Consider the following 18,072-nt stretch of genomic DNA (forward strand, 5'->3'; position numbering starts at 1 on the left):
GTTACCTCGGCTCTTGTTGGGTGGTGCAATGAATCCCGCCGCCGCCAGCCGCTACGCCGTCGATGTTGATTTGCACAATGTCCCGGTCAGGGAACAACTTTTGCAGGGTATCGTGGGCGGCTTTGTCCGCTTTGGCATCGCCGAATTCGGGGGCAATCACTGCGCCGTTGCACACGTAGAAGTTGATGTATCCGGCGGCAAAATCGTTGTTGGCGTATTGCTCACGCACCTTGGAAGGAGCTGTCATTACCGCGACTTCCAGCTTGTTGCCCTGCGCATCCGTCGCGGTTTTGAGGATGTCCAGATGGCGTTTGGTCACGGCATGGTCGAACGATTGCGGGTCGGGGTCGTAGCCCGCGACCACCACACCGGGGCGGGCGAAACGGGCGTAAAAGTCGGTGTGTCCGTCGGTGATGTCTTTGCCTTTGATGCCAGGTAGCCAGATGATTTTCTGCAAACCCAGCAAGCGTTTGAGTTCGGCTTCGCATTCCGCTTTGCTCACGCCGGGGTTGCGGTTGGCGTTTAACACGCAGCTTTCGGTGATGATGGCTGTGCCGTGTCCGTCCACTTCGATGCCGCCGCCTTCCAGCACTAAATCGGTTTCCAGCAAGGTTACGCCTGCGGTTTCTGCCACCAAGGGGGCGACTTCAGCATCTTGGTCGAAGGCTTGCTTTTCGCCCCAGCCGTTGAAGTTGAAATTCACAGCGGCTTTTTTGCCGTTGGCGTTGGTGACGAAGACCGCACCGGTATCGCGCATCCACAAATCATCCAGCGGTGAGATGATCAGTTTGACGGCGGAATTCCCCAGTAGCTTTGCAGCGATGGCGTAATCTTCTTCGCGCACCAGCATGGACACAGGTTCGTAGCGGGCAATCGTGGTGGCGATGGTGGCAAGGTTGCGGCGCACTTCCGGCAATAGTTTTTTGCCCCAGATGGCTTTCGATGCGCCGAAAGCCATCCAGGTGCGGGCGTGTGGTTCGCTTTCGTCGGGCATTCGCCAGCCGTTGCCGGACGCTGCCCAGCCCATGCTTGGCGTGCCGAAAATGCTACCTGCGGATAGCAGCAGGCTGGTGCTGAGAAAATGGCGACGGTTCATTCTGCAATCTCCACGTTATTGATTAGTAAGCGGTTGGCTGTTGCTGGGTCACGCAATGTACCATGCCACCGTTGGCGTACAGGTTGCGCACGTCGATCCCCACTACGGTGCGGGTTGGGTAGAGCGACTGCAAGATGTTCCGCGCTACGGTGTCATTTGCATCCTGATAGGCTGGCATTAGCACCACGTTGTTGCCGACATAATAATTGACGTAAGAGCCTTTGTAACCGAGGTTTTTGCCGTAAGTTGTCACCACGTTTTTGGCGGTCAGCGGCAATTTCACGATATTGTAGGGTGTGCCGTTGGCATTTTTCGCGGTGTACAGGGTGTTGATGTCCTTACTGGAAATGCTCCAGTAGTTGAGGTCGGTGGCACTCATGGTGACGAGGGTGCGTTCGTCGCCGAAGCGGGCGAAACCGTCGATGTGGGTGTCGGTGATGTCTTCCTTGCCGCCGGGTGCGCCATCCAGCCAGATAAATTTGCTGATGCCGAGGTTGTTGGACAGGGCTTGTTCCACTTGCGCTTGGGTCAGGTTGGGGTTGCGCTTGTTTTGCAACACCGAGCTTTTGGTGGCGAGTAATGTGCCCTTGCCATCGACTTCGATCGCGCCGCCTTCCAGCACCACGTTGTTGAGGTTGACGGTGGGCATGGCAAGGCTTTTGCCGACGGCAGTGGGGATGAGGTTATCTTTGCTGTAAGGCGTATCCAGCCCCCAGCCGTTGAAACCCCAGTCGGTAATCTGCAATTGTCCGCTCTGATTGCGCACGAAGACCGGGCCATTGTCGCGTACCCACACGTCATCGGTCGGGCTGATCAGGAAGCTGACGCTGGCAAGGGGTACGCCTGCGTTCAGCAGCAGGTTCTGGATGCGGGTTTTCTCGGTGGCGTTGTAGGCGATGATGTGGACGTTTTCGCTTTGCACCAGTGCCTTGGTCATGGCTACCCATGTCGTGTCGAGGCGGTTGCGGTAGGTTGCGCCGTAGGTGTATTGGTGCGGCCATTGCAACCAAGTGCCTTCGTGGGTGGCGTTTTCTTCTGGCATGTAGCTTTGGCTGGCGGCGTAGGTGGCGGTGCTGGTCATCGTTCCCAAAACGCTCAGTGAGCAGATCAGGGTGGCAAGCAGGGTTTGGCGGATTGCGGTTTTCATGGTGTTGTCTCCATCGGTTGGTTGTCGATGGGGACAGATTACGGGGGAAAGCTGATATTTTGCTGACAGTGGGTCAGTGTTTTTTATCGCGGATCAAGCTGGTGTAACTCCTCTGCCGTGACCAGTCGGTAGCTGATTTCATGGAATTTTTGAGCTATTTGTGACGATAAACACCCGCATTATTACCGTTTATCAGTTAAACTTTACCGAATTTCGATCAAATGGGCTTCTGAATGACTCGCACAAACCACCGCGCTTACGGTAGCTGGATTTTCGGCGCAATCCTGTTGATTTTTGTCTTCGCTGTTTTCTGGCTTGCACCGGATACTTTGCCGTCTTTCAAACAACAGATTCTGGCATTTTCGATGGCATTGCTGGCGGGTTTGTTTGGCTTTTTCCTGACGGGGGATATGACGCTGGCGATGCAGCATAAGGAGTCCAGCACATCATTGAAAGCGGCGGGTGGGATTGCGTTGTTTGTGTTGGTGCTGGCGTGGTGGCAGTCGTCGGCTGCGCCAGTCATTGCAGCGGAAGCAGCACCGCAAGCGACGGTTAAACCGGTTGAAAAAGCGGTAGCTCCCAAACCAAGCCAATCCGTTCCGCCTACACAAATGCAAGCACCTACAGCGGCTGAAACCCAGCGTGATAGCAGTATTCATTCCAACAAAGATGCCAAAATCCGTGCTGCAAATGAGGGTGAGGTCAATGTCATCACGGGCAATGGGCAGGTGGTGCAAGGCAAGCAAACGGCTGGCGAATTCAAGAAACAACCCGCGACACCCAGCAATTCCAGTATTAGCAGCGACGGCAATCTGGTGATCGAAGCCACGGGCAACGGCAAGGTCAATGTCGTGACGGGTAAAGGACAAATCCAGCAAGCGGAGTAAGCTATGAAACATAAACTTCTGATTGGCATCTTCGCATTATTGCTCAACCAACATCTGGCATGGGCAGAAACTACCAGTGCTAACAGTAGTATGACTGTTGGCGGTAATTTCACAGCCAAAGTTGAAGATAACGGTTCAGTCATTATCATGACGGGCGGGCAGATTACTCAAATCATTGACAAAGAGTCCGTTGAAAAACTTGGTGTTGCCAAATCGGCGGTGGGTAATTTCCTAAAAACTCTGCAAGAGCAAAATATTCCACTAGAAGATTTAGATAAGAAACTGCGGGAAATCGCTGCTAATTATTTGCTTTTCAGGCAACAGGCCAGCCAGGTTTCGACCAATTCACTCAAAGGTGAGGAACTTAAAGCACAAGCCGAAAAAGCTATTGATGATGGGGAGTTCGATAAGGCTGAGGCGTTGTTCAGGGATATTCGCCAGTTGAATATGCAGGCAGCCGCACAAAACATCCTGTTTGCCGCACAAGCCGATGCCGCCAACGGTGCGTTGGCTAATACTCGCTTGCAGTACCAAAAAGCGGGCGAGTATTACGAGCGTGCCGCACAAGCCCTATCTACGCTGGGCAATGAATACCATGTGAAGTTGAGCGAATACCTAAATTGGGCAGGTGATGCTTTTAGTAGCGCTGGGCAATATAACTCCGCACAGCCGCTTTATGAAAAAGCACTCGCCCTGCGGGAGAAATCCCTACCTGCTAATCACCCAGATGTTGCACGATCGCTCAACAATCTGGCGGTCTTATACGATGTCAAGGGTCAGTACAAGAAGGCTCTGCCGTTACATGAACGAGCATTAGGCATTAGAGAAAAAGTCCTCGGCAAAGATCACCCAGATGTTGCCGATTCGCTCGGCAATCTGGCTGCGTTGTACCACGCCAAGGGTCAGTACGAGAAGGCTCTGCCACTGGCTGAACGAGCATTAGGCATTGGGGAAAACGTTCTCGGCAAGGGCCACCCAGATGTTGCAACCTCGCTCAACAATCTGGCTGCTTTGTACCAAGCCAAGGGTCAGTACGAGAAGGCTCTGCCGCTGTATGAACGAGCATTAGGCATTAGAGAAAAAGCTCTCGGCAAAGATCACCCAGATGTTGCCATCTCGCTCCGCAATCTGGCGAATTTGTACCATACCAAGGGTCAGTACGAAAAGGCTCTGCCGCTGCATGAACGTGCCTTAGGTATTCAGGAAAAAGTCCGTGGCAACGATCACCCGGATGTTGCCCTCTCGCTCAGCGGTCTTGCGAATTTGTACTATGCCAAGGGTCAGTACGAGAAGGCTCTGCCACTGGCTGAACGAGTCTTAGACATTAGGGAAAAAGCCTTCGGCAACGATCACCCATATGTCGCCGACTCGCTCAATAGTTTGGCTGCTGTGTACCACGCCAAGGGTCAGTACGAAAAGGCACTGCCGCTGTATGAACGTGCCTTAGGCATTAGGGAAAAAGCCCTTGGCAACGATCACCCGGATGTTGCCATCTCGCTCAGCGGCCTTGCGAATTTGTACTATGCCAAGGGTCAGTACGAGAAGGCATTGCCACTGGATGAACGAGTCTTAGGCATTTGGGAAAAAGCCCTCGGCAACGATCACTCACGTGTCGCCGACTCGCTCAATAGTTTGGCTGCTGTGTACCACGCCAAGGGTCAGTACGAAAGGGCACTGCCGCTGTATGAACGTGCCTTAGGCATTAGGGAAAAAGCTCTCGGCAACGACCACCCGAAAACTAAATATGTGCGGGCAAACTATGATGCGTTGTTGAAAGAGATGGAGCAGGCGCAGCGTTAACCACACGGGGTGAGGCTCAAACCACCTTCACCACTTCCACCCTCACCCCATCGCTCACCAGCAACCACGCCGACAGCTTCGGCAAACGTGCAATCTCCGGCAACTGCAAATAGCCTTGCACTCAAACGGCGTTTTGCATTGCAAGGTCACGAAGCCCACATACTTCTGCTAGTGAATTTTGTATTCGTATACACTATCATAAGTGCATGATAGTCACACTCGATACCAACGTACTACTGGCAGCATTGATCAGCGCGAACGGTGCGTCACATTTCATTTTGAATCTGATTCTAGAAGAAAAAATCAGGCTTGCACTGTCTACGTCAGTGGTGTTGGAATACGACGATGTACTCAAACGCCCCGACATCCAAGCATTGCACCGACTGAGTATTGCAGACGTTGATGACATCGTGGATACCTTGCTGTTATTGGCGCGAAAACATGCCATTTACTATCGGCTACGCCCCAATCTGGTGGATGAAGGCGACAACCTGATATTTGAATGCGCGTTTACCAGTAATAGCGATTACTTGATCACATCCAATATCAGAGACTTTACACATGCAGAATGGCGCGGTGCAGCCTTCGAGGTTGTTACCCCCAGTGATTTTTGCAAACGATGGAGAAGCACACATGAGTGAATCTTGCCTAATCAAAACACAAGTTGTCACCTTGCGCGTACCCAATGAGTTAAAAAGTCGCTTGGAACAACAGGCGAAATTTCAAGGGGTTTCGCTGAATAACTTGGCTAACTACTTGCTGACAACGCAATTAAGCCAGCTTGAAACTTTTGCGGGTATCGAGCAACGGTTGCGCACTAAAAACCTTGGCGACTTGAAACAGAAGATCGCGTCATTGTTGGATAAAGTGCCACACAATCCTAGCGTGCCAGAGTGGGATCGGTTGTGATGGTAAGAGTTTAAAAACTCACCGTCACCCGCGCACCACCCTCCACCCGATTTTCCAGCCGCAACGCCCCGCCATGCAGCCGCGCCACCATATTCACAATCGCCAGCCCCAAACCCGTACCACCTTGCGTCGGCGACAGTGCGAAATCGGTTTCCCGCCGTGCCAGCAATTCGGCAGCAAAGCCCTTGCCCTGATCTTCAACCGTGACTTGCGTCCCCGCCACGGTAACGTGGATGTGTGACTGAACGGAGGCAACACCGTGCTTGCGGGCATTTTCCAGCAGATTGCGCACCGCCACCGTTACCAGCCGGGGATCGAGATTGACCACCGTGGCAGCCGCATCCAGCGTTACCGAATCGTCGTCGGGCAGCAGGGTTTCGACCAGCAAATCCAGCCGCACGGGTTGGCGTTCCAGACTTGCCCCCGCATCCAGCCGCGCAAACAGCAGCAGGTCTTCCAGCGTGTGGGTGGCGCTGCGCAACAAGCCATCCATGCGCGTCAGGGCGAGTTGCGGGGCTTCGTCGCCACGCTGGGCGGATTCGCAAATGCTGCGCAAGGCGGCAACCGGAGTACGCAATTCGTGGGCAGTGGCGGCGAGGAAACGTTCGCGCTGGCGTAACGCAGCCAGTACCGGGCGCAAACTCCACGCTGTCAGCCCGACCCCGACCAGCAGACCGAGAATGCCCAGCAAGGCGCTTGCCCCGACAATCCGCTGCACGAATGCCTGATACGCCGCTTGCCCCGGTGTCGGGTCGGCAATGGTAATGATCATGGCTTTAGGGCATCTCCTTATACACAAATCAATCCATTCCCAACTCACTAGCCATCTGAATACCATAAATACAGTCCAGCACTCGTGAATAGCCCAACCAGATACTTTTAGCCCCCGGTTCGCCATCGGATTTTCTGCCCAAAAAGCCACCCAGTTCTGCCAGATTGCGGATCACTTGATTGAGGGTAGGTATGCCATCGGGTAGTGCTTTTTTGCCGAGCCGGAAGGATACTTTCCATTCCAGCGGGTCAAACACCAGATCAGCCGGAAGTTCTGGGCAGGTACGCCCCAACCGCATCAGAAACATAATCCGCCAAGCCACCATGATGTAGAGCGCGAGGGCTTTTTCGATGCGCTCTTTGGTCTCCAGTTGCAGTTTTTCGACGCGACAGCCAACTTTCAGGACATCAAAAAACATTTCGATTTCCCAACGCGCTCGATACCAGTCGATAAGTTCACAGGCAGCATCGGCTGTTTCCACACAACGGTTGGTGACTAAACGCCAAATGAGGGGCGATTTTCCGGCGGGTGGGTTAATTTCTTTGGCTTGAACCAAGGTCAATAGCATCGGATGCTGACTCTTGGGACGCAAGGTATAACGTAACACCTTGATTTCTTGTACCACTTTGCGGGGCTTTTCACCCTGCTTGCGCGGTTTGGTAAAGGTGATACGGGTCAACGCCTGTTGTTGCTCAATGGCATCCCACAGTTTGAGGTCATCTCCTAATGCACGGTTATGTTGCGCCCGTATCAGCAGGTCAGCCGGGTAATTCAAGGCTTGCGCCCGTTGGAGCAAGTCGTAAAAGTCGCTTTCACGGTCGCCAGCATAGATGAAGCGGTGTTCAGGGCAGCGTGCCGCCAGTTCGGCTACCCGTTCATACCCTTCAATCCAACGACGGCTTTCTTTGATGCTGGGGTTGGCTTGGTCGGCCGCTTTGCTCAATCCCCGTGACCACATCCACGTATCGGTGATGCCCAACGGCAAACGTTCTGGGGTAATACACAAGGTCGGATGCAGGTACATCCCGCGTTGCTTATCGTAGGATAACCGCCCCAAGCCCTCGGTTTCCTGTCCATTGAAGTCCAGTTCGGTCGTATCTTGAATACACAGGATAATCCGCGAGTCTTGTTGACGAATTCGGCACTCTGTCGCTTCAAAGTGGGATGCCATCAAAGCATCATGGCTCACCGCTTCATTCCAGAAGAAACGGTACGTCGCCAAGGTGCTTGACCAACTCTGGCAAGCCTTGGGGATACTGGATTGGGGCACTTTTAGCATGGCGTTGAGAATATGGGCTGCGCGTGTTTCGAGGCGCTTGTCTCCCAAATCAAGATCGGTGAGTTCGCTAGATGACCAGTTCATGGGTGTAAATTGCTTATCTTACATCAGCTTGGGAACTTGTGTATAAGGAGATGGCTTTAGGGGTGCTGGTGTCGCCCTGATCCATAAAAGTGGGGATGGCGTGCAGGCGGTACGGCTTGCCGTCGGTATCCTGTCCGTCAAGGTAAACATCCTGCCCTTGCCCCATCACGGTGGTTTGCAGTTGCGTGAAATCGGTGAGGTTGAAACGCGGGTGCGCCGGGGTGAAATGGCGGGTGGGCGGATTGCCCGGTTCGATTACCCAAATATCATACGGCGCATCCAGCAGATCGTGTTCCAGCCGCAATACTTCGTCGTGGAACTTGCCGTGCTGATCAAACCACGTCAGGCCGTACACCGAGGTGGCGTAGAGGGCAAGTTCGGTATCGAGGTCGGTTTCGCGCAGTTCCGCCCGCAAGTCGATGGCGACTTTGGCAAGGATGGCAATGCCCAGCAGCCATGCCACAGCCCACGCCAACAGCAGCGGAATGCCCAGCCGTAACAACCGCGCCCGCTGGCTGGAGTCAACTTTCATGGGCATCGTCCAGCTTGTAGCCGTGACCGCGCACGGTCTTGATCAGGGCAGGTTCGCCCAGCTTGCGCCGCAGCGAGGCAATGATGGTTTCTTCGACATTAGAGGCGGGGCTTTCCAGCGTATCCCAGCAATATTCGAGAATGTCGTTACGCGACACGGCGCGGCGGTTGCGTACTGCCAGCAGTTCCAGCACGGCGTATTCCTTGGGGCGCAAGGGAATCAGCACTCCGGCGCGGCGGACTTCATGCCGCCCGCTATCCACTTCCAGATCAGCGATTCGCAAGATGGTGTCGCGTAACGGTTCGCCACGTCGTGCCAGTACGTTGATGCGGGCCATCAGCTCATCCATTGCGAATGGTTTGACCAGATAATCGTCTGCACCGACTTGCAAGCCTTCCACCCGGTCTTCGATGCGGTCGCGTGCGGTCAGTAGCAGGATCGGGGTGCGGTTGGCGGCATTTCGCAATGCTTGTAACAGGGTGAGGGAATCGCCGTCGGGCAACATGCGGTCAAACACGCCTACGTCGTAGTGTGCACCGTTTAGGTAGGTGCGGATTTCGCGGATGCTGGATACTTCATCCACGCTGTTGCCGAGAGCGCGTAAGCGTCGGGCAATGGCTTCGCGGAGTTCGGTATGGTCTTCAGCAAGCAGAATACGCATGGGGAGCCTGGGCAGTGTCAGCGCTTAGCGTTTCAGCTTCGCCGCAAATGCAGCAAGTGCTTGCATTTGCACGCCGAGTTGTTGTTTGAGATTGGCGTCGATCAGATTGCCATCCGCATCAAACCCGCCCGCAAACGCATTGGCGAAGAATTCCGGCTTGTTGAGCACATGAATATCCACATACACGCACACTTGACGTAAATGATACTGTGAACGTGCTGTGCCCATGCCACCGCCTGCGCCCACAATCGCCGCCGTTTTGCCTGCTAATAAGACGTTATTGGGTTCACGCGATGCCCAGTCGATGATGTTTTTGAGGGCAGGTGCCAGCGAGTAGTTGTATTCGGGGCAAGCGAATACGAAGGCATCCGCTTCAGCCATTTGTGCCAACACCTTGCTAACGGCAGCCGGTTTTTCGGTGAGGTCTTGGGTATAGAAGGGTACTTCGCTCAAATCAGCGATTTCCAAACTCACGCCTTCCGGCAATACGCTGGATACAGCACGTAATAAGCCAGTATTGGTGGAAGCACGGCGTAAGCTGCCGGAAATGCCCAGTAATTTTAAGGTGGTCATGTGAGATTCCTTGCTTTAATGATGATCTATTCTCGATCACGAAGTATTTCATGGATGATCAACCCGCGCCGCTTTAATTGCGTTGAAGTAGTGTTAACCTGTCGTTAATTCAAATAATGAGTTGTTAGAAATTATCCACCTGCCTGTCGTCGCTGTATTGCCGTGCTACAGTCTGGCAACGTTACTCTATAAGGGATTCACTTGACTGCTTATTTAACGGGCTGGTTGAACACGGGATTATTGCTACTGGATGTGTTCATCATTGCCATTTTGCTGCCGACAGTGGTACAGCAACGCCGTGAATCGGGGGCAACGCTGGCGTGGGTGCTGGTGATTGTATTGCTGCCGTTTATTGGCTTGCTGAGTTTTTGGGTGTTTGGCACGACGCGCCTGTATTTCCGCCGCCGTAAGCGCCGTAAAGTGGAGGCTAAACTGGCGCTGGCGCTCGCCGATGTGCAGGTCAATCTGAATGGTGAGCAATACATTACGGGCGTTTCTCCCTCCTTATTAACGTTAGTGAATAAACTCGACGATGTTGGCCCGTTAGCCGGTAATGCAGTGGACATTATGCGCGAGGGTGAGCGGTTATTTGATGCGTTGGAAGCGGCATTTGATGCAGCGACGCACCACATCCACTTAATCTATTACATTTGGGAGGCGGATTACACGGGTGAGCGTTTGCGGAATGCCTTAGTGAGGGCCGCGCAACGTGGGGTGATCGTGCGTTTGTTGGTCGATGATGTGGGTTCGCGTCAAGCTAACGCTCGTTTCTTCCGGTCATTGTCAGCAGCGGGCGGGCAGGTATCGCGTTTCCTGAAAGTGAATGTGCTAAGCCGTCAGTTGAACCTCAATAACCGTAATCACCGCAAAATTGCTATTATTGACGGTGGACTTACCTTCACGGGCGGTATGAATGTGGGCGATGTGTACGCGGGCAGGGGTGAGCCGTGGCACGATTTACATGCGCGTATTCAAGGCCCTGTGGCGTATACCTTGCAGGAAGTGTTTTGTCAGGATTGGTATCACGCCACGGGTGAAGATTTGGTGAGCGATACGTATTTTCCGCTGATCCCTGATGCGGGGACTATTTATGCGCAGTTTCTTGCGAGTGGCCCGGCGGATGAGCGTTGGCAAGCGATTCATACCGTATTGTTTGCAGCGATGAATTTAGCGGCGTACCGGATTTGGATTGAAACCCCGTATTTTGTGCCGGATCGCCCTATCCTGATGGCGTTGCAAACGGCGGCGTTGCGCGGCGTGGATGTACGTTTGTTGTTGCCGGGGCGTTCGGATCATCCTTTAGTGTTGTATGCAGGGCGTTCCTTTATAGATGAATTGCTGGATGTGGGGGTGCGGGTATTTGAAATGCACCAAGCGATGCCGCACGGTAAGGCGGTGATGATTGACGGGCATTTTGCAACCTTAGGTTCGGCGAACATGGATCAGCGCAGTTTCCGCCTGAATTTCGAGGGCAATATCTTCTTTTACGGCACGGAGATTGCGAGCAAGTTGGAAGAAGATTTCCTCGCGGCATGTGCTGGTGTGCAAGAAGTTACGCTGGTACAACGCAGCCAGTTAAGTAAGTGGCAACGCTTGGCGGAGAGTGCCGCGCGGTTGCTTGCACCTTTATTATAGAGTGGTTGAACGTGGATCAAGTGATGCCAGCATTACCGTATTACCTTGGTTTACCGTTATGGGCGAACCCGCAGTGGAAAGGTTCAGTTTTTCCTGTTGACGCGAAAGCGGCAGATTTTCTAGCGCACTATGCGCAGGTGTTTAATGCGGTGGAAGGGAATAGCACGTTTTATTCTGTACCCTCGGTTGAAATGGTGAGCCGTTGGCTGGCGGCTACGCCAGAATCGTTCCGGTTTAGTTTTAAGTTTCCGCGCACGATTACCCATCAACATCACTTGAGCCAAGCAGCACAAGAAACGCAGGTGTTTTTGCAACGCATGACACCGCTGGGACAACGCCTAGATGGGTTGATGGTGCAATTGCCAGCAACGTTTTCACCGGCTGATTTGCCAACGTTGGAAACGTTTTTGCGACGCTTGCCAACAGATTTTACGTATGCAGTGGAGGTGCGGCATCCCGCGTTTTTCACGCAGCCAGCGGTGCGTGCTGCTTATAATGCGTTGCTGGCAACGTTGGGGGTGGATCGGGTGATTTTTGATAGTCGCCCGTTACATTCTGCCGCGCCTGTCGCGGAGGCAACCCGTGATGCACAGCGCCGTAAACCCCGTTTGCCGGTGCAATTGGATACGCCGGGAAATCAGCCGGTCATCCGTTACATTGGGCATCCCGTGTTAGCGGAAAACCACGCGTGGTTGGAACGTTGGGTTGCGCAAACGGCGCGTTGGTTGATGGAAGGCAAATGCCCGCGTGTTTTCCTGCATACGCCTGATAATACCTTTGCGCCTGCATTGGCACGGCTGTTTCACCAGCAGTTACAACAACGTATCCCAACATTGCCGGATTTACCTGCTTGGATAACAACACCGCAACAAGCTACGCTTCTATAAAAAAAATTCCCGCTGGGTTGCTTGCAGAGGGGGCTTCTGGTATCCTCACGCGCCTTTAGAGTTCAAGAATCGCAGATCTGGAGTATCCCGATGTCTCGTGTATGTCAAGTAACAGGTAAGCGTCCCGTCACAGGTAACAATGTGTCGCACGCTAACAATAGAACCAAGCGCCGTTTCCTGCCTAACCTGCACGCGAAACGCTTCTGGGTCGAAAGCGAAGGACGCTGGGTTCGCCTGCGCGTTTCTGCAAAAGGTATGCGTATTATCGACAAGTTAGGTATTGATACCATTCTTGCCGACATCCGTAGCCGTGGCGAAAAAGTTTAATCTACCGGAGGTAACAGCGAATGGCTAAGAAAGGCGGTCGTGATAAAATCAAGCTGGTTTCTTCCGCAGGAACTGGATTTTTCTATACTACAACCAAAAACAAGCGGACTACGCCGGACAAATTAGAGTTCAGCAAGTACGATCCGGTTGTGCGTAAACATGTTATGTTTAAGGAAGCTAAGATCAAGTAATTGATCGGTTTCCTGCGATTCTTTCAGAAGCCCGGCCATGCCGGGTTTTTGCGTTTACGAAAACGACGATGAGACACCCTATCATGTGGATTGTAATAAGCATCGGTATCCTGCTGGCACTGATACCGTTTTTCGTCGGTCTATTGATGACACCGTATCAACAAGTTACGCGAGTGGAGTTAATCAAAGCACCCGCAGCCGCCGTATGGGAGGCGTTAACCGACTTATCCCAGCACGCGTTGTGGCGTACTGATTTGGCGAGTATGCAAATGTTGGACGATGATGACGGTTTGCGTTGGGTCGAAAAAACTGCCAGCGGTCAATCAACGGTGCTGCGTAAGCTTAAAGAAACGCCTTTGAAAGAATTACTGCTCGACATGCAGCGCAGTGGCAGCAAGGGTTCACGCCAAGTACGCTTTAGTGCTGTACCGGGTGGCACGCGTGTGACCTTCACGGAAATGTTGGAAACCCGCACCGCGTTGGGGCGCATCAAAACGCGTCTGGATGGCAATCCCGATAAGCGTTTAGATCACTTTATCCAGCAGTTGAAAGCGCATTTCACTGTGTAAGTGCGTCGCAATTCAGTGTAACCACCTGCATATCAGCACGGGATAACGTTGATGCCAGTGCCAACGCTGCGATACTGCATTGCAGGGCAGGGTGCTGTACGGTGGGGGCAATGTCTGCCAGCGGAAAAAGCACGAAGGGGTATGTCACAATATCGTTGTGTGGCAGATTGTGTTCGGGTTGCAGATTCAGCGCATCGTAGAGCAATAAATCCACATCCAGTGTGCGTGCGCTGAATTTTTTCTCGCCTCGTACCCGCCCGTGCGCCGTTTCTAATTGCCGTAAATATTGCTTTAACGCACTGGGTGTGAGCGTGGTGGCGAAACCGGCGGCTAAGTTTAGGAACGGTGTGCCGCTGAATCCAACAGCAGGCGTTTCGTAGACAGGCGAAAATACGACTTTGCCGAAGTCATGTTGCAGGTGTTGCATACACGCGCACAGGTTGGTTTCACGGTCGATATTGCTGCCAATGCTTACGTAGACGCTTGCCATTGTCGATTGCCTCGCTCAATTTTAACACCGACTTCGCTTGAGCCGCGTACTGCACCGGGTTTGCCAACGGTCACTTGAATCCACGGCACGTTTAATTCGCGCATGAGTGTTGTGGCAATGGTTTCGGCAAGGCGTTCGACCAGTTCGTAATGCGTGCCTTCCACCAATTGCATGACCAGTTTGGCAGCAGTTTTGTAGTTGAGGGTATCGTTGATGGCATCGCTAGCGGCAGGGATGCGGTTATCCCAACCCATTTCGAGGTCAATGCGAATTTTTTGCAGGATACGCTTTTCCCATTCGTAAATGCCAATACGAGCATCCAGTTTTAGGTCGCGTACATAGACTATATCCATACCGTACTCTTGTTGTCAGTGTTGGTGTGGATTGTAATACAGAAACCCACACCCTGTGCAAAAGGGTATGGGCTGAAGGGATTAAAGCCGGACGAGCCGTACTTTAATTAGTAGCCACGGTTATAAGGGACTGGCTGACGCGGTTGCTGATAGTAACGGTCTTGCTGTGCGCCGACCTGACCACCTACTGCGCTGCCGACCATTGTGCCAACGATAGTTGCAGCCGTTTTACCTTGACCTTGACCCACTTGGTTGCCAGCAACACCACCGAGGACAGCACCCGCCATTGCGCCCGTCTGTGCATTGCTCATCGGGGCAACGCCACAAGCACTCAGTGCTGCTGCCAATGCGATAGCGCTTAGTGAATAAGTCATCATTTTCATGTATAGCTCCTTAAGAAAATTCATATTTTTTGGGCTTTCGCCACGTTTTCCACGTTCTGGTGATTGGTTAGAGTGACCACCATGCAAAGTAGTTCAGGCAAATTGCCATTATTTTTGTATCTTGCCCATAAAATTTACCATAATTGCGAGCTTATCGATAATCTTTATTCATTTGTTCTATGAATAAGAATATTAAGTTAATATACAGGTTTTCAGGGCTTTAGAATTTGGGAGAAACCCATGAAGATGATTATGACAGTCAAAGTGGTGGCTGCGTTGTTGTTGAGCGTTGCGACATTGATTGTGCCTTACACTGGCAATGCGGCTGAAAAAATCACCAAGCCGTGGGTAACGGGATATTTACCCGGATACGAGCAAAGTTCCACGGGCAGTTTCGGGTTTATGGATACCGATGACTGGAATATGCTTACCCATGCTGTACATTTTGCTAGCCGTATCAATACGAATGGCACACTCGATTTCAGTACAGAAAACATGAGTGCTACTAATCGTGCAGCGGCTATAACGGTTGCCCATCAACACAATGTACCGCTTGTACTCAGCGTTTTGGCTTGGTACGACGTTTATGAGCCTGTGATTAAGAACGCGAGTACCCGCCAAACCTTGATTAACCAATTGGTGGCAACGGTTAAAGAAGGTTATGACGGTGTGGATTTAGATCTTGAGCCTATCCGTGCGGATCAAGAGGCAGCCGCTTATGAAACCTTTGTGAATGAATTGCAAACAGCATTGAAGACGGTGAATAAAACTAACAATCCTAAAATGATAGTGGAGCGTCCTTTGCTGACGGTGGCGACAGGTGTTGAGAATGTGGCTGACAATAGTGCGAGTAAATTGCGCACACTCTTGGCAAAAATTCAGGATAAGGTTGATCAGATCAATGTCATGGGCTATGACTTATCCTCGACGGCGGATGGTATCGTTTGGCACGATTCTGCGTTATACGATGGGGGACAGAAATATCCCAGTTATGCCGCTCGTTCGGTCGTGTCGGTGAGTCGTGCGATTCAGCAGTTTATTGATGGCGGGGTGCTGCCAAGTAAGTTGGGTGTGGGGATGAGTTTGGAAATACGTATCTGGCAGGGAGGGCTTGCGAAAGGCTCGACTACAGATGGTGTTACTGCCCCTATGCAGGAGTGGACAGATCCCAACAAAACATTCCAAAACTGGAATAGCACGACCTTGCGTGGCAGTGTGGCTAATTTGATGAATCCTACTTATCAATGCATGAAAAATCCAGTGACGAAAGTGATTAATTCAGCCTACACCTGCGGGTATACAGCGGAAAGGTATCGTTGGGATGACAAAGCTAAAGTCTCTTATCTGACTATTAATAACCCCGATCCTGCTTACGATGCATTCATTTCTTACATTGATGAACGGTCGGTTTATGAAAAAGTGAAGTTCACTCGAGAGAAGCAACTCGGCGGGTTAATGATTTGGCAAATGCGCTTGGATTACATGGCAAATAAACCAGCGGGTCAGCAACGCCCTATTATGAAGGCGTTGCGAAAGGCATTGCATAATACTAGCACGATTAAATACAAGCCATTGCTAGTGCCTTAACAGCACAAATGTTGCACTAGCCGCACCCAGTAACTTGCCCCTAGCGGCAAGATACTGTCGTTGAAGTCATAGTGCGGGTTATGCAGGGCGCGGCTTTCGGTCGCATCGCCATTGCCGATCCAAATATATGCGCCGGGGCGGTGCTGTAGCATGTACGCGAAGTCTTCTGCCCCCATGCTCGGCGGTGGATTCCATTGCACCGCTGCTTCGCCGACCAATTCGGTAGTGACTTGATAGCAGGCTTGCGCATTAGCAGGGTGGTTAATGGTGGCAGGGTAGCCTTCCAAAAAGCGTACCGTGGCAGTGGCATGAAAGGCTTGTGCGGTATGTTCCACCAACGTTTGCAAGCGTTGCTTCAGCAAGTGCCGATCTTGCGGGTTTAAGCTGCGAATCGTGCCGTGCAAGCTCACGGTTTCGGGAATAACATTGTACGCACTGCCGCCGATCATGCGGGTAATGCTGATAACGCCGCCGCTGGTCGGTTTCAGATTCCGCGCCACAATGCTTTGCGTAGCAGTAATCATATGACCTGCGACTAAAATCGGGTCAGTCACCGTATCCGGCATGGCTGCATGACCGCCATTGCCGTGGATTTCAATATCAAAGCTATCCGTCGATGCCATCACCGCCCCGGAATGTACCGCAAAGTGTCCCGTAGGAATTCCTGGCCAATTGTGCATTCCGTACACCTCGGCAATCGGAAAACGCTCGAATAACCCTTGTTCAATCATGCGTTTTGCGCCTGCGTTACTTTCTTCAGCGGGCTGGAAAATAAAGTAGACGACACCTGCAAAATCAGGGTTTTGCGCCAGAATCGTCGCTGCACCCAGCAGCATGGTGGTATGTCCATCATGACCACAGCCGTGCATCTTGCCGTGATGGCAGGAAGCGTGGGCAAAGGTATTTAATTCAGTCAACGGTAGGGCATCCATATCCGCCCGTAACCCAATGTGTTTACCACCGGAATATTTGCCGTGCAAAACACCGACCACACCCGTTTCGCCAATGCCGGTGTGAACCTCTAGTCCCAAAGCGCGTAAACGTTCGGTGACGCGTTCGCTGGTGCGGAACTCTTCGTAAGCCGTTTCGGGGTGGTGGTGAATATCACGCCGCCATTGCTGCATCTCGGCGTGCAGGGCGTGGCTGGCGGCAATGGGGTCAAGTCTAGCGGTCATGCTGCAATCCTTTCTTTTCGTGGGTGGTCGCGATTTTAGCGGGTAGGTCTGGTATTCTTCTCATATTACTATTCTCAGGTCGTAATCTCATGAAAACAACACAAAGTATCCTGCTGTTAGCAATACTCTTGGCGGCAAGTCATGCGCAAGCACAAGAGCCAGCGGCAGCACCACAGCAGAATCTAACGTTCCCACCCCAGCCTGTCGTGAACAATCAAGTCTACTATCCGGGTGTTGCACCCACTGGGCCGCAATTCCCGAATCAAGCGTACATGCAGAAACCGCCAATGGCGTACCCTTACGCGGTTCAACAGCCTTATGCTGCGCCCAGTTATTATTACCCCTATGCGCAACAACAACAGGCATACCGCCCGTATTATTATCCTTACCCGCAACAGCAGCAAATGATGACGCCTTACCCGATGCGTCAACCTATGCCTATGCCGCAGAAAAAAGAAACGCACGCGTGGGGCGACACCCGTTACCTCTGGCCGGATTTCTATACCGATTTCACAGGTGATTTCTGGGATAAAATGATCAATGCACCTTACGATATGGGGCGGATGCCGGGTGGTTGGCAGTTTCCCTCAATCAGTACCCCAGACCCTGTAACGGTGAGCGATGCGATTGCCAACCAAGTGCCCCCGTTTGCGGAAGAAGCAGCCAAGATGGTACCAGCAGATGATGTCGGTAATATGAGACCTTTTTAAGCTGTTATTGGCATGTTAGACTATT

Annotated in this window: 22 protein-coding genes; 11 read left to right on the forward strand and 11 right to left on the reverse strand. The window is 52.3% G+C overall.

Annotated features, from left to right (window positions below):
- Nucleotide 1 precedes the first annotated feature (1 nt).
- The gene (locus J1836_RS17355) at nucleotides 2-1,096 is read right to left on the reverse strand and encodes an agmatine deiminase family protein (protein WP_207252372.1); all 1,095 of its coding nucleotides are present in this window, start codon (nucleotides 1,094-1,096) and stop codon (nucleotides 2-4) included.
- 22 nt (nucleotides 1,097-1,118) lie between these two features.
- Nucleotides 1,119-2,243, reverse strand: a complete 1,125-nt coding sequence (locus tag J1836_RS17360) for an agmatine deiminase family protein (RefSeq protein ID WP_207252373.1) — start codon at nucleotides 2,241-2,243, stop codon at nucleotides 1,119-1,121.
- A 233-nt stretch (nucleotides 2,244-2,476) separates the two neighbouring features.
- On the opposite strand from J1836_RS17360, the gene J1836_RS17365 reads away from it, so the two are divergent.
- From J1836_RS17365 to J1836_RS17380, 4 genes are all read left to right on the forward strand, one after another.
- The gene (locus tag J1836_RS17365; RefSeq protein WP_207252374.1) at nucleotides 2,477-3,130 is read left to right on the forward strand and encodes a hypothetical protein; all 654 of its coding nucleotides are present in this window, start codon (nucleotides 2,477-2,479) and stop codon (nucleotides 3,128-3,130) included.
- Nucleotides 3,131-3,133: 3 nt separating this feature from the next.
- Nucleotides 3,134-4,930 (forward strand): tetratricopeptide repeat protein, encoded by a 1,797-nt coding sequence (locus J1836_RS17370; RefSeq protein WP_207252375.1) that lies wholly within the window; start codon nucleotides 3,134-3,136, stop codon nucleotides 4,928-4,930.
- Nucleotides 4,931-5,136: 206 nt separating this feature from the next.
- Nucleotides 5,137-5,571, forward strand: a complete 435-nt coding sequence (locus tag J1836_RS17375; protein WP_207252376.1) for a putative toxin-antitoxin system toxin component, PIN family — start codon at nucleotides 5,137-5,139, stop codon at nucleotides 5,569-5,571.
- Nucleotides 5,564-5,839 carry a toxin-antitoxin system HicB family antitoxin gene (locus J1836_RS17380; protein ID WP_207252377.1) on the forward strand — a complete coding sequence of 92 codons (276 nt, stop codon included), beginning with the start codon at nucleotides 5,564-5,566 and terminating at the stop codon, nucleotides 5,837-5,839. The genes J1836_RS17375 and J1836_RS17380 overlap by 8 nt, the downstream gene beginning before the upstream one ends.
- Nucleotides 5,840-5,849: 10 nt before the next feature.
- Here J1836_RS17380 and J1836_RS17385 read toward each other — a convergent pair whose 3' ends face one another.
- From J1836_RS17385 to J1836_RS17405, 5 genes are read right to left on the reverse strand one after another with little or no spacing between them, the layout of a single operon-like run.
- Nucleotides 5,850-6,611 carry a sensor histidine kinase gene (locus tag J1836_RS17385; RefSeq protein ID WP_207252378.1) on the reverse strand — a complete coding sequence of 254 codons (762 nt, stop codon included), beginning with the start codon at nucleotides 6,609-6,611 and terminating at the stop codon, nucleotides 5,850-5,852.
- Nucleotides 6,612-6,639: 28 nt separating this feature from the next.
- Complete coding sequence (locus tag J1836_RS17390) at nucleotides 6,640-7,974, reverse strand: IS4 family transposase (protein ID WP_207249434.1); 1,335 nt, start codon at nucleotides 7,972-7,974, stop codon at nucleotides 6,640-6,642.
- Between the two features lie 13 nt (nucleotides 7,975-7,987).
- Nucleotides 7,988-8,506: a hypothetical protein gene (locus J1836_RS17395; RefSeq protein ID WP_207252379.1), complete on the reverse strand. Its 519-nt coding sequence runs from the start codon at nucleotides 8,504-8,506 to the stop codon at nucleotides 7,988-7,990.
- Nucleotides 8,496-9,167, reverse strand: coding sequence for a response regulator (locus J1836_RS17400; protein ID WP_207252380.1), 672 nt, complete (start codon nucleotides 9,165-9,167; stop codon nucleotides 8,496-8,498). The genes J1836_RS17395 and J1836_RS17400 overlap by 11 nt, the downstream gene beginning before the upstream one ends.
- A 24-nt stretch (nucleotides 9,168-9,191) precedes the next feature.
- Nucleotides 9,192-9,740: an NADPH-dependent FMN reductase gene (locus J1836_RS17405; protein WP_207252381.1), complete on the reverse strand. Its 549-nt coding sequence runs from the start codon at nucleotides 9,738-9,740 to the stop codon at nucleotides 9,192-9,194.
- A 201-nt stretch (nucleotides 9,741-9,941) separates the two neighbouring features.
- Here J1836_RS17405 and cls point away from each other — a divergent pair, with 201 nt between their 5' ends.
- From cls to J1836_RS17430, 5 genes are all read left to right on the forward strand, one after another.
- Nucleotides 9,942-11,375: a cardiolipin synthase gene (gene cls, locus J1836_RS17410; protein WP_207252382.1), complete on the forward strand. Its 1,434-nt coding sequence runs from the start codon at nucleotides 9,942-9,944 to the stop codon at nucleotides 11,373-11,375.
- Nucleotides 11,376-11,398: 23 nt separating this feature from the next.
- The gene (locus J1836_RS17415) at nucleotides 11,399-12,262 is read left to right on the forward strand and encodes a DUF72 domain-containing protein (protein ID WP_207252383.1); all 864 of its coding nucleotides are present in this window, start codon (nucleotides 11,399-11,401) and stop codon (nucleotides 12,260-12,262) included.
- 90 nt (nucleotides 12,263-12,352) lie between these two features.
- Nucleotides 12,353-12,589, forward strand: coding sequence for a 50S ribosomal protein L28 (rpmB, locus tag J1836_RS17420; RefSeq protein WP_207252384.1), 237 nt, complete (start codon nucleotides 12,353-12,355; stop codon nucleotides 12,587-12,589).
- A 20-nt stretch (nucleotides 12,590-12,609) separates the two neighbouring features.
- Nucleotides 12,610-12,780, forward strand: coding sequence for a 50S ribosomal protein L33 (rpmG, locus tag J1836_RS17425; protein WP_028487722.1), 171 nt, complete (start codon nucleotides 12,610-12,612; stop codon nucleotides 12,778-12,780).
- A gap of 83 nt (nucleotides 12,781-12,863) precedes the next feature.
- Nucleotides 12,864-13,349, forward strand: coding sequence for an SRPBCC family protein (locus J1836_RS17430; RefSeq protein ID WP_207252385.1), 486 nt, complete (start codon nucleotides 12,864-12,866; stop codon nucleotides 13,347-13,349).
- Here J1836_RS17430 and folK read toward each other — a convergent pair.
- The 3 genes from folK to J1836_RS17445 form a co-directional block, all read right to left on the reverse strand.
- Nucleotides 13,339-13,839 carry a 2-amino-4-hydroxy-6-hydroxymethyldihydropteridine diphosphokinase gene (folK, locus tag J1836_RS17435; RefSeq protein WP_207252386.1) on the reverse strand — a complete coding sequence of 167 codons (501 nt, stop codon included), beginning with the start codon at nucleotides 13,837-13,839 and terminating at the stop codon, nucleotides 13,339-13,341. The two genes, J1836_RS17430 and folK, sit on opposite strands and share 11 nt — an antisense overlap.
- Entirely contained in the window at nucleotides 13,821-14,192 is a 372-nt protein-coding gene (gene folB / locus J1836_RS17440; protein ID WP_207252387.1) for a dihydroneopterin aldolase, read from the reverse strand. The genes folK and folB overlap by 19 nt, the downstream gene beginning before the upstream one ends.
- Before the next feature lie 107 nt (nucleotides 14,193-14,299).
- Nucleotides 14,300-14,575, reverse strand: a complete 276-nt coding sequence (locus tag J1836_RS17445; protein WP_207252388.1) for a YMGG-like glycine zipper-containing protein — start codon at nucleotides 14,573-14,575, stop codon at nucleotides 14,300-14,302.
- Nucleotides 14,576-14,815: 240 nt separating this feature from the next.
- On the opposite strand from J1836_RS17445, the gene J1836_RS17450 reads away from it, so the two are divergent.
- Nucleotides 14,816-16,162, forward strand: a complete 1,347-nt coding sequence (locus tag J1836_RS17450) for a glycoside hydrolase family 18 protein (RefSeq protein WP_207252389.1) — start codon at nucleotides 14,816-14,818, stop codon at nucleotides 16,160-16,162.
- Here the strand turns inward: J1836_RS17450 and J1836_RS17455 are convergent.
- Nucleotides 16,159-17,337 carry a M20 aminoacylase family protein gene (locus J1836_RS17455; RefSeq protein ID WP_207252390.1) on the reverse strand — a complete coding sequence of 393 codons (1,179 nt, stop codon included), beginning with the start codon at nucleotides 17,335-17,337 and terminating at the stop codon, nucleotides 16,159-16,161. The two genes, J1836_RS17450 and J1836_RS17455, sit on opposite strands and share 4 nt — an antisense overlap.
- Nucleotides 17,338-17,426: 89 nt before the next feature.
- On the opposite strand from J1836_RS17455, the gene J1836_RS17460 reads away from it, so the two are divergent.
- On the forward strand, nucleotides 17,427-18,047 hold the full coding sequence (locus tag J1836_RS17460; protein ID WP_207252391.1) for a hypothetical protein: 621 nt from the start codon (nucleotides 17,427-17,429) through the stop codon (nucleotides 18,045-18,047).
- The last annotated feature ends 25 nt before the right edge of the window (nucleotides 18,048-18,072 follow it).

Source organism: Thiothrix fructosivorans (assembly GCF_017349355.1).
Lineage (GTDB): Bacteria > Pseudomonadota > Gammaproteobacteria > Thiotrichales > Thiotrichaceae > Thiothrix > Thiothrix fructosivorans.

Bases quoted from the DNA above. Each gene is read 5' to 3' on its own strand.
- J1836_RS17385 (WP_207252378.1), bottom strand. From the start codon at position 6,611: ATGATCATTACCATTGCCGACCCGACACCGGGGCAAGCGGCGTATCAG.
- J1836_RS17405 (WP_207252381.1), bottom strand. From the start codon at position 9,740: ATGACCACCTTAAAATTACTGGGCATTTCCGGCAGCTTACGCCGTGCT.
- J1836_RS17390 (WP_207249434.1), bottom strand. From the start codon at position 7,974: ATGAACTGGTCATCTAGCGAACTCACCGATCTTGATTTGGGAGACAAG.
- J1836_RS17370 (WP_207252375.1), top strand. From the start codon at position 3,134: ATGAAACATAAACTTCTGATTGGCATCTTCGCATTATTGCTCAACCAA.
- J1836_RS17360 (WP_207252373.1), bottom strand. From the start codon at position 2,243: ATGAAAACCGCAATCCGCCAAACCCTGCTTGCCACCCTGATCTGCTCA.
- folB (WP_207252387.1), bottom strand. From the start codon at position 14,192: ATGGATATAGTCTATGTACGCGACCTAAAACTGGATGCTCGTATTGGC.
- J1836_RS17395 (WP_207252379.1), bottom strand. From the start codon at position 8,506: ATGAAAGTTGACTCCAGCCAGCGGGCGCGGTTGTTACGGCTGGGCATT.
- rpmG (WP_028487722.1), top strand. From the start codon at position 12,610: ATGGCTAAGAAAGGCGGTCGTGATAAAATCAAGCTGGTTTCTTCCGCA.
- J1836_RS17380 (WP_207252377.1), top strand. From the start codon at position 5,564: ATGAGTGAATCTTGCCTAATCAAAACACAAGTTGTCACCTTGCGCGTA.
- J1836_RS17450 (WP_207252389.1), top strand. From the start codon at position 14,816: ATGAAGATGATTATGACAGTCAAAGTGGTGGCTGCGTTGTTGTTGAGC.
- J1836_RS17355 (WP_207252372.1), bottom strand. From the start codon at position 1,096: ATGAACCGTCGCCATTTTCTCAGCACCAGCCTGCTGCTATCCGCAGGT.
- J1836_RS17365 (WP_207252374.1), top strand. From the start codon at position 2,477: ATGACTCGCACAAACCACCGCGCTTACGGTAGCTGGATTTTCGGCGCA.
- J1836_RS17430 (WP_207252385.1), top strand. From the start codon at position 12,864: ATGTGGATTGTAATAAGCATCGGTATCCTGCTGGCACTGATACCGTTT.
- J1836_RS17455 (WP_207252390.1), bottom strand. From the start codon at position 17,337: ATGACCGCTAGACTTGACCCCATTGCCGCCAGCCACGCCCTGCACGCC.
- J1836_RS17375 (WP_207252376.1), top strand. From the start codon at position 5,137: ATGATAGTCACACTCGATACCAACGTACTACTGGCAGCATTGATCAGC.
- folK (WP_207252386.1), bottom strand. From the start codon at position 13,839: ATGGCAAGCGTCTACGTAAGCATTGGCAGCAATATCGACCGTGAAACC.
- J1836_RS17445 (WP_207252388.1), bottom strand. From the start codon at position 14,575: ATGAAAATGATGACTTATTCACTAAGCGCTATCGCATTGGCAGCAGCA.
- rpmB (WP_207252384.1), top strand. From the start codon at position 12,353: ATGTCTCGTGTATGTCAAGTAACAGGTAAGCGTCCCGTCACAGGTAAC.
- J1836_RS17415 (WP_207252383.1), top strand. From the start codon at position 11,399: ATGCCAGCATTACCGTATTACCTTGGTTTACCGTTATGGGCGAACCCG.
- J1836_RS17460 (WP_207252391.1), top strand. From the start codon at position 17,427: ATGAAAACAACACAAAGTATCCTGCTGTTAGCAATACTCTTGGCGGCA.
- J1836_RS17400 (WP_207252380.1), bottom strand. From the start codon at position 9,167: ATGCGTATTCTGCTTGCTGAAGACCATACCGAACTCCGCGAAGCCATT.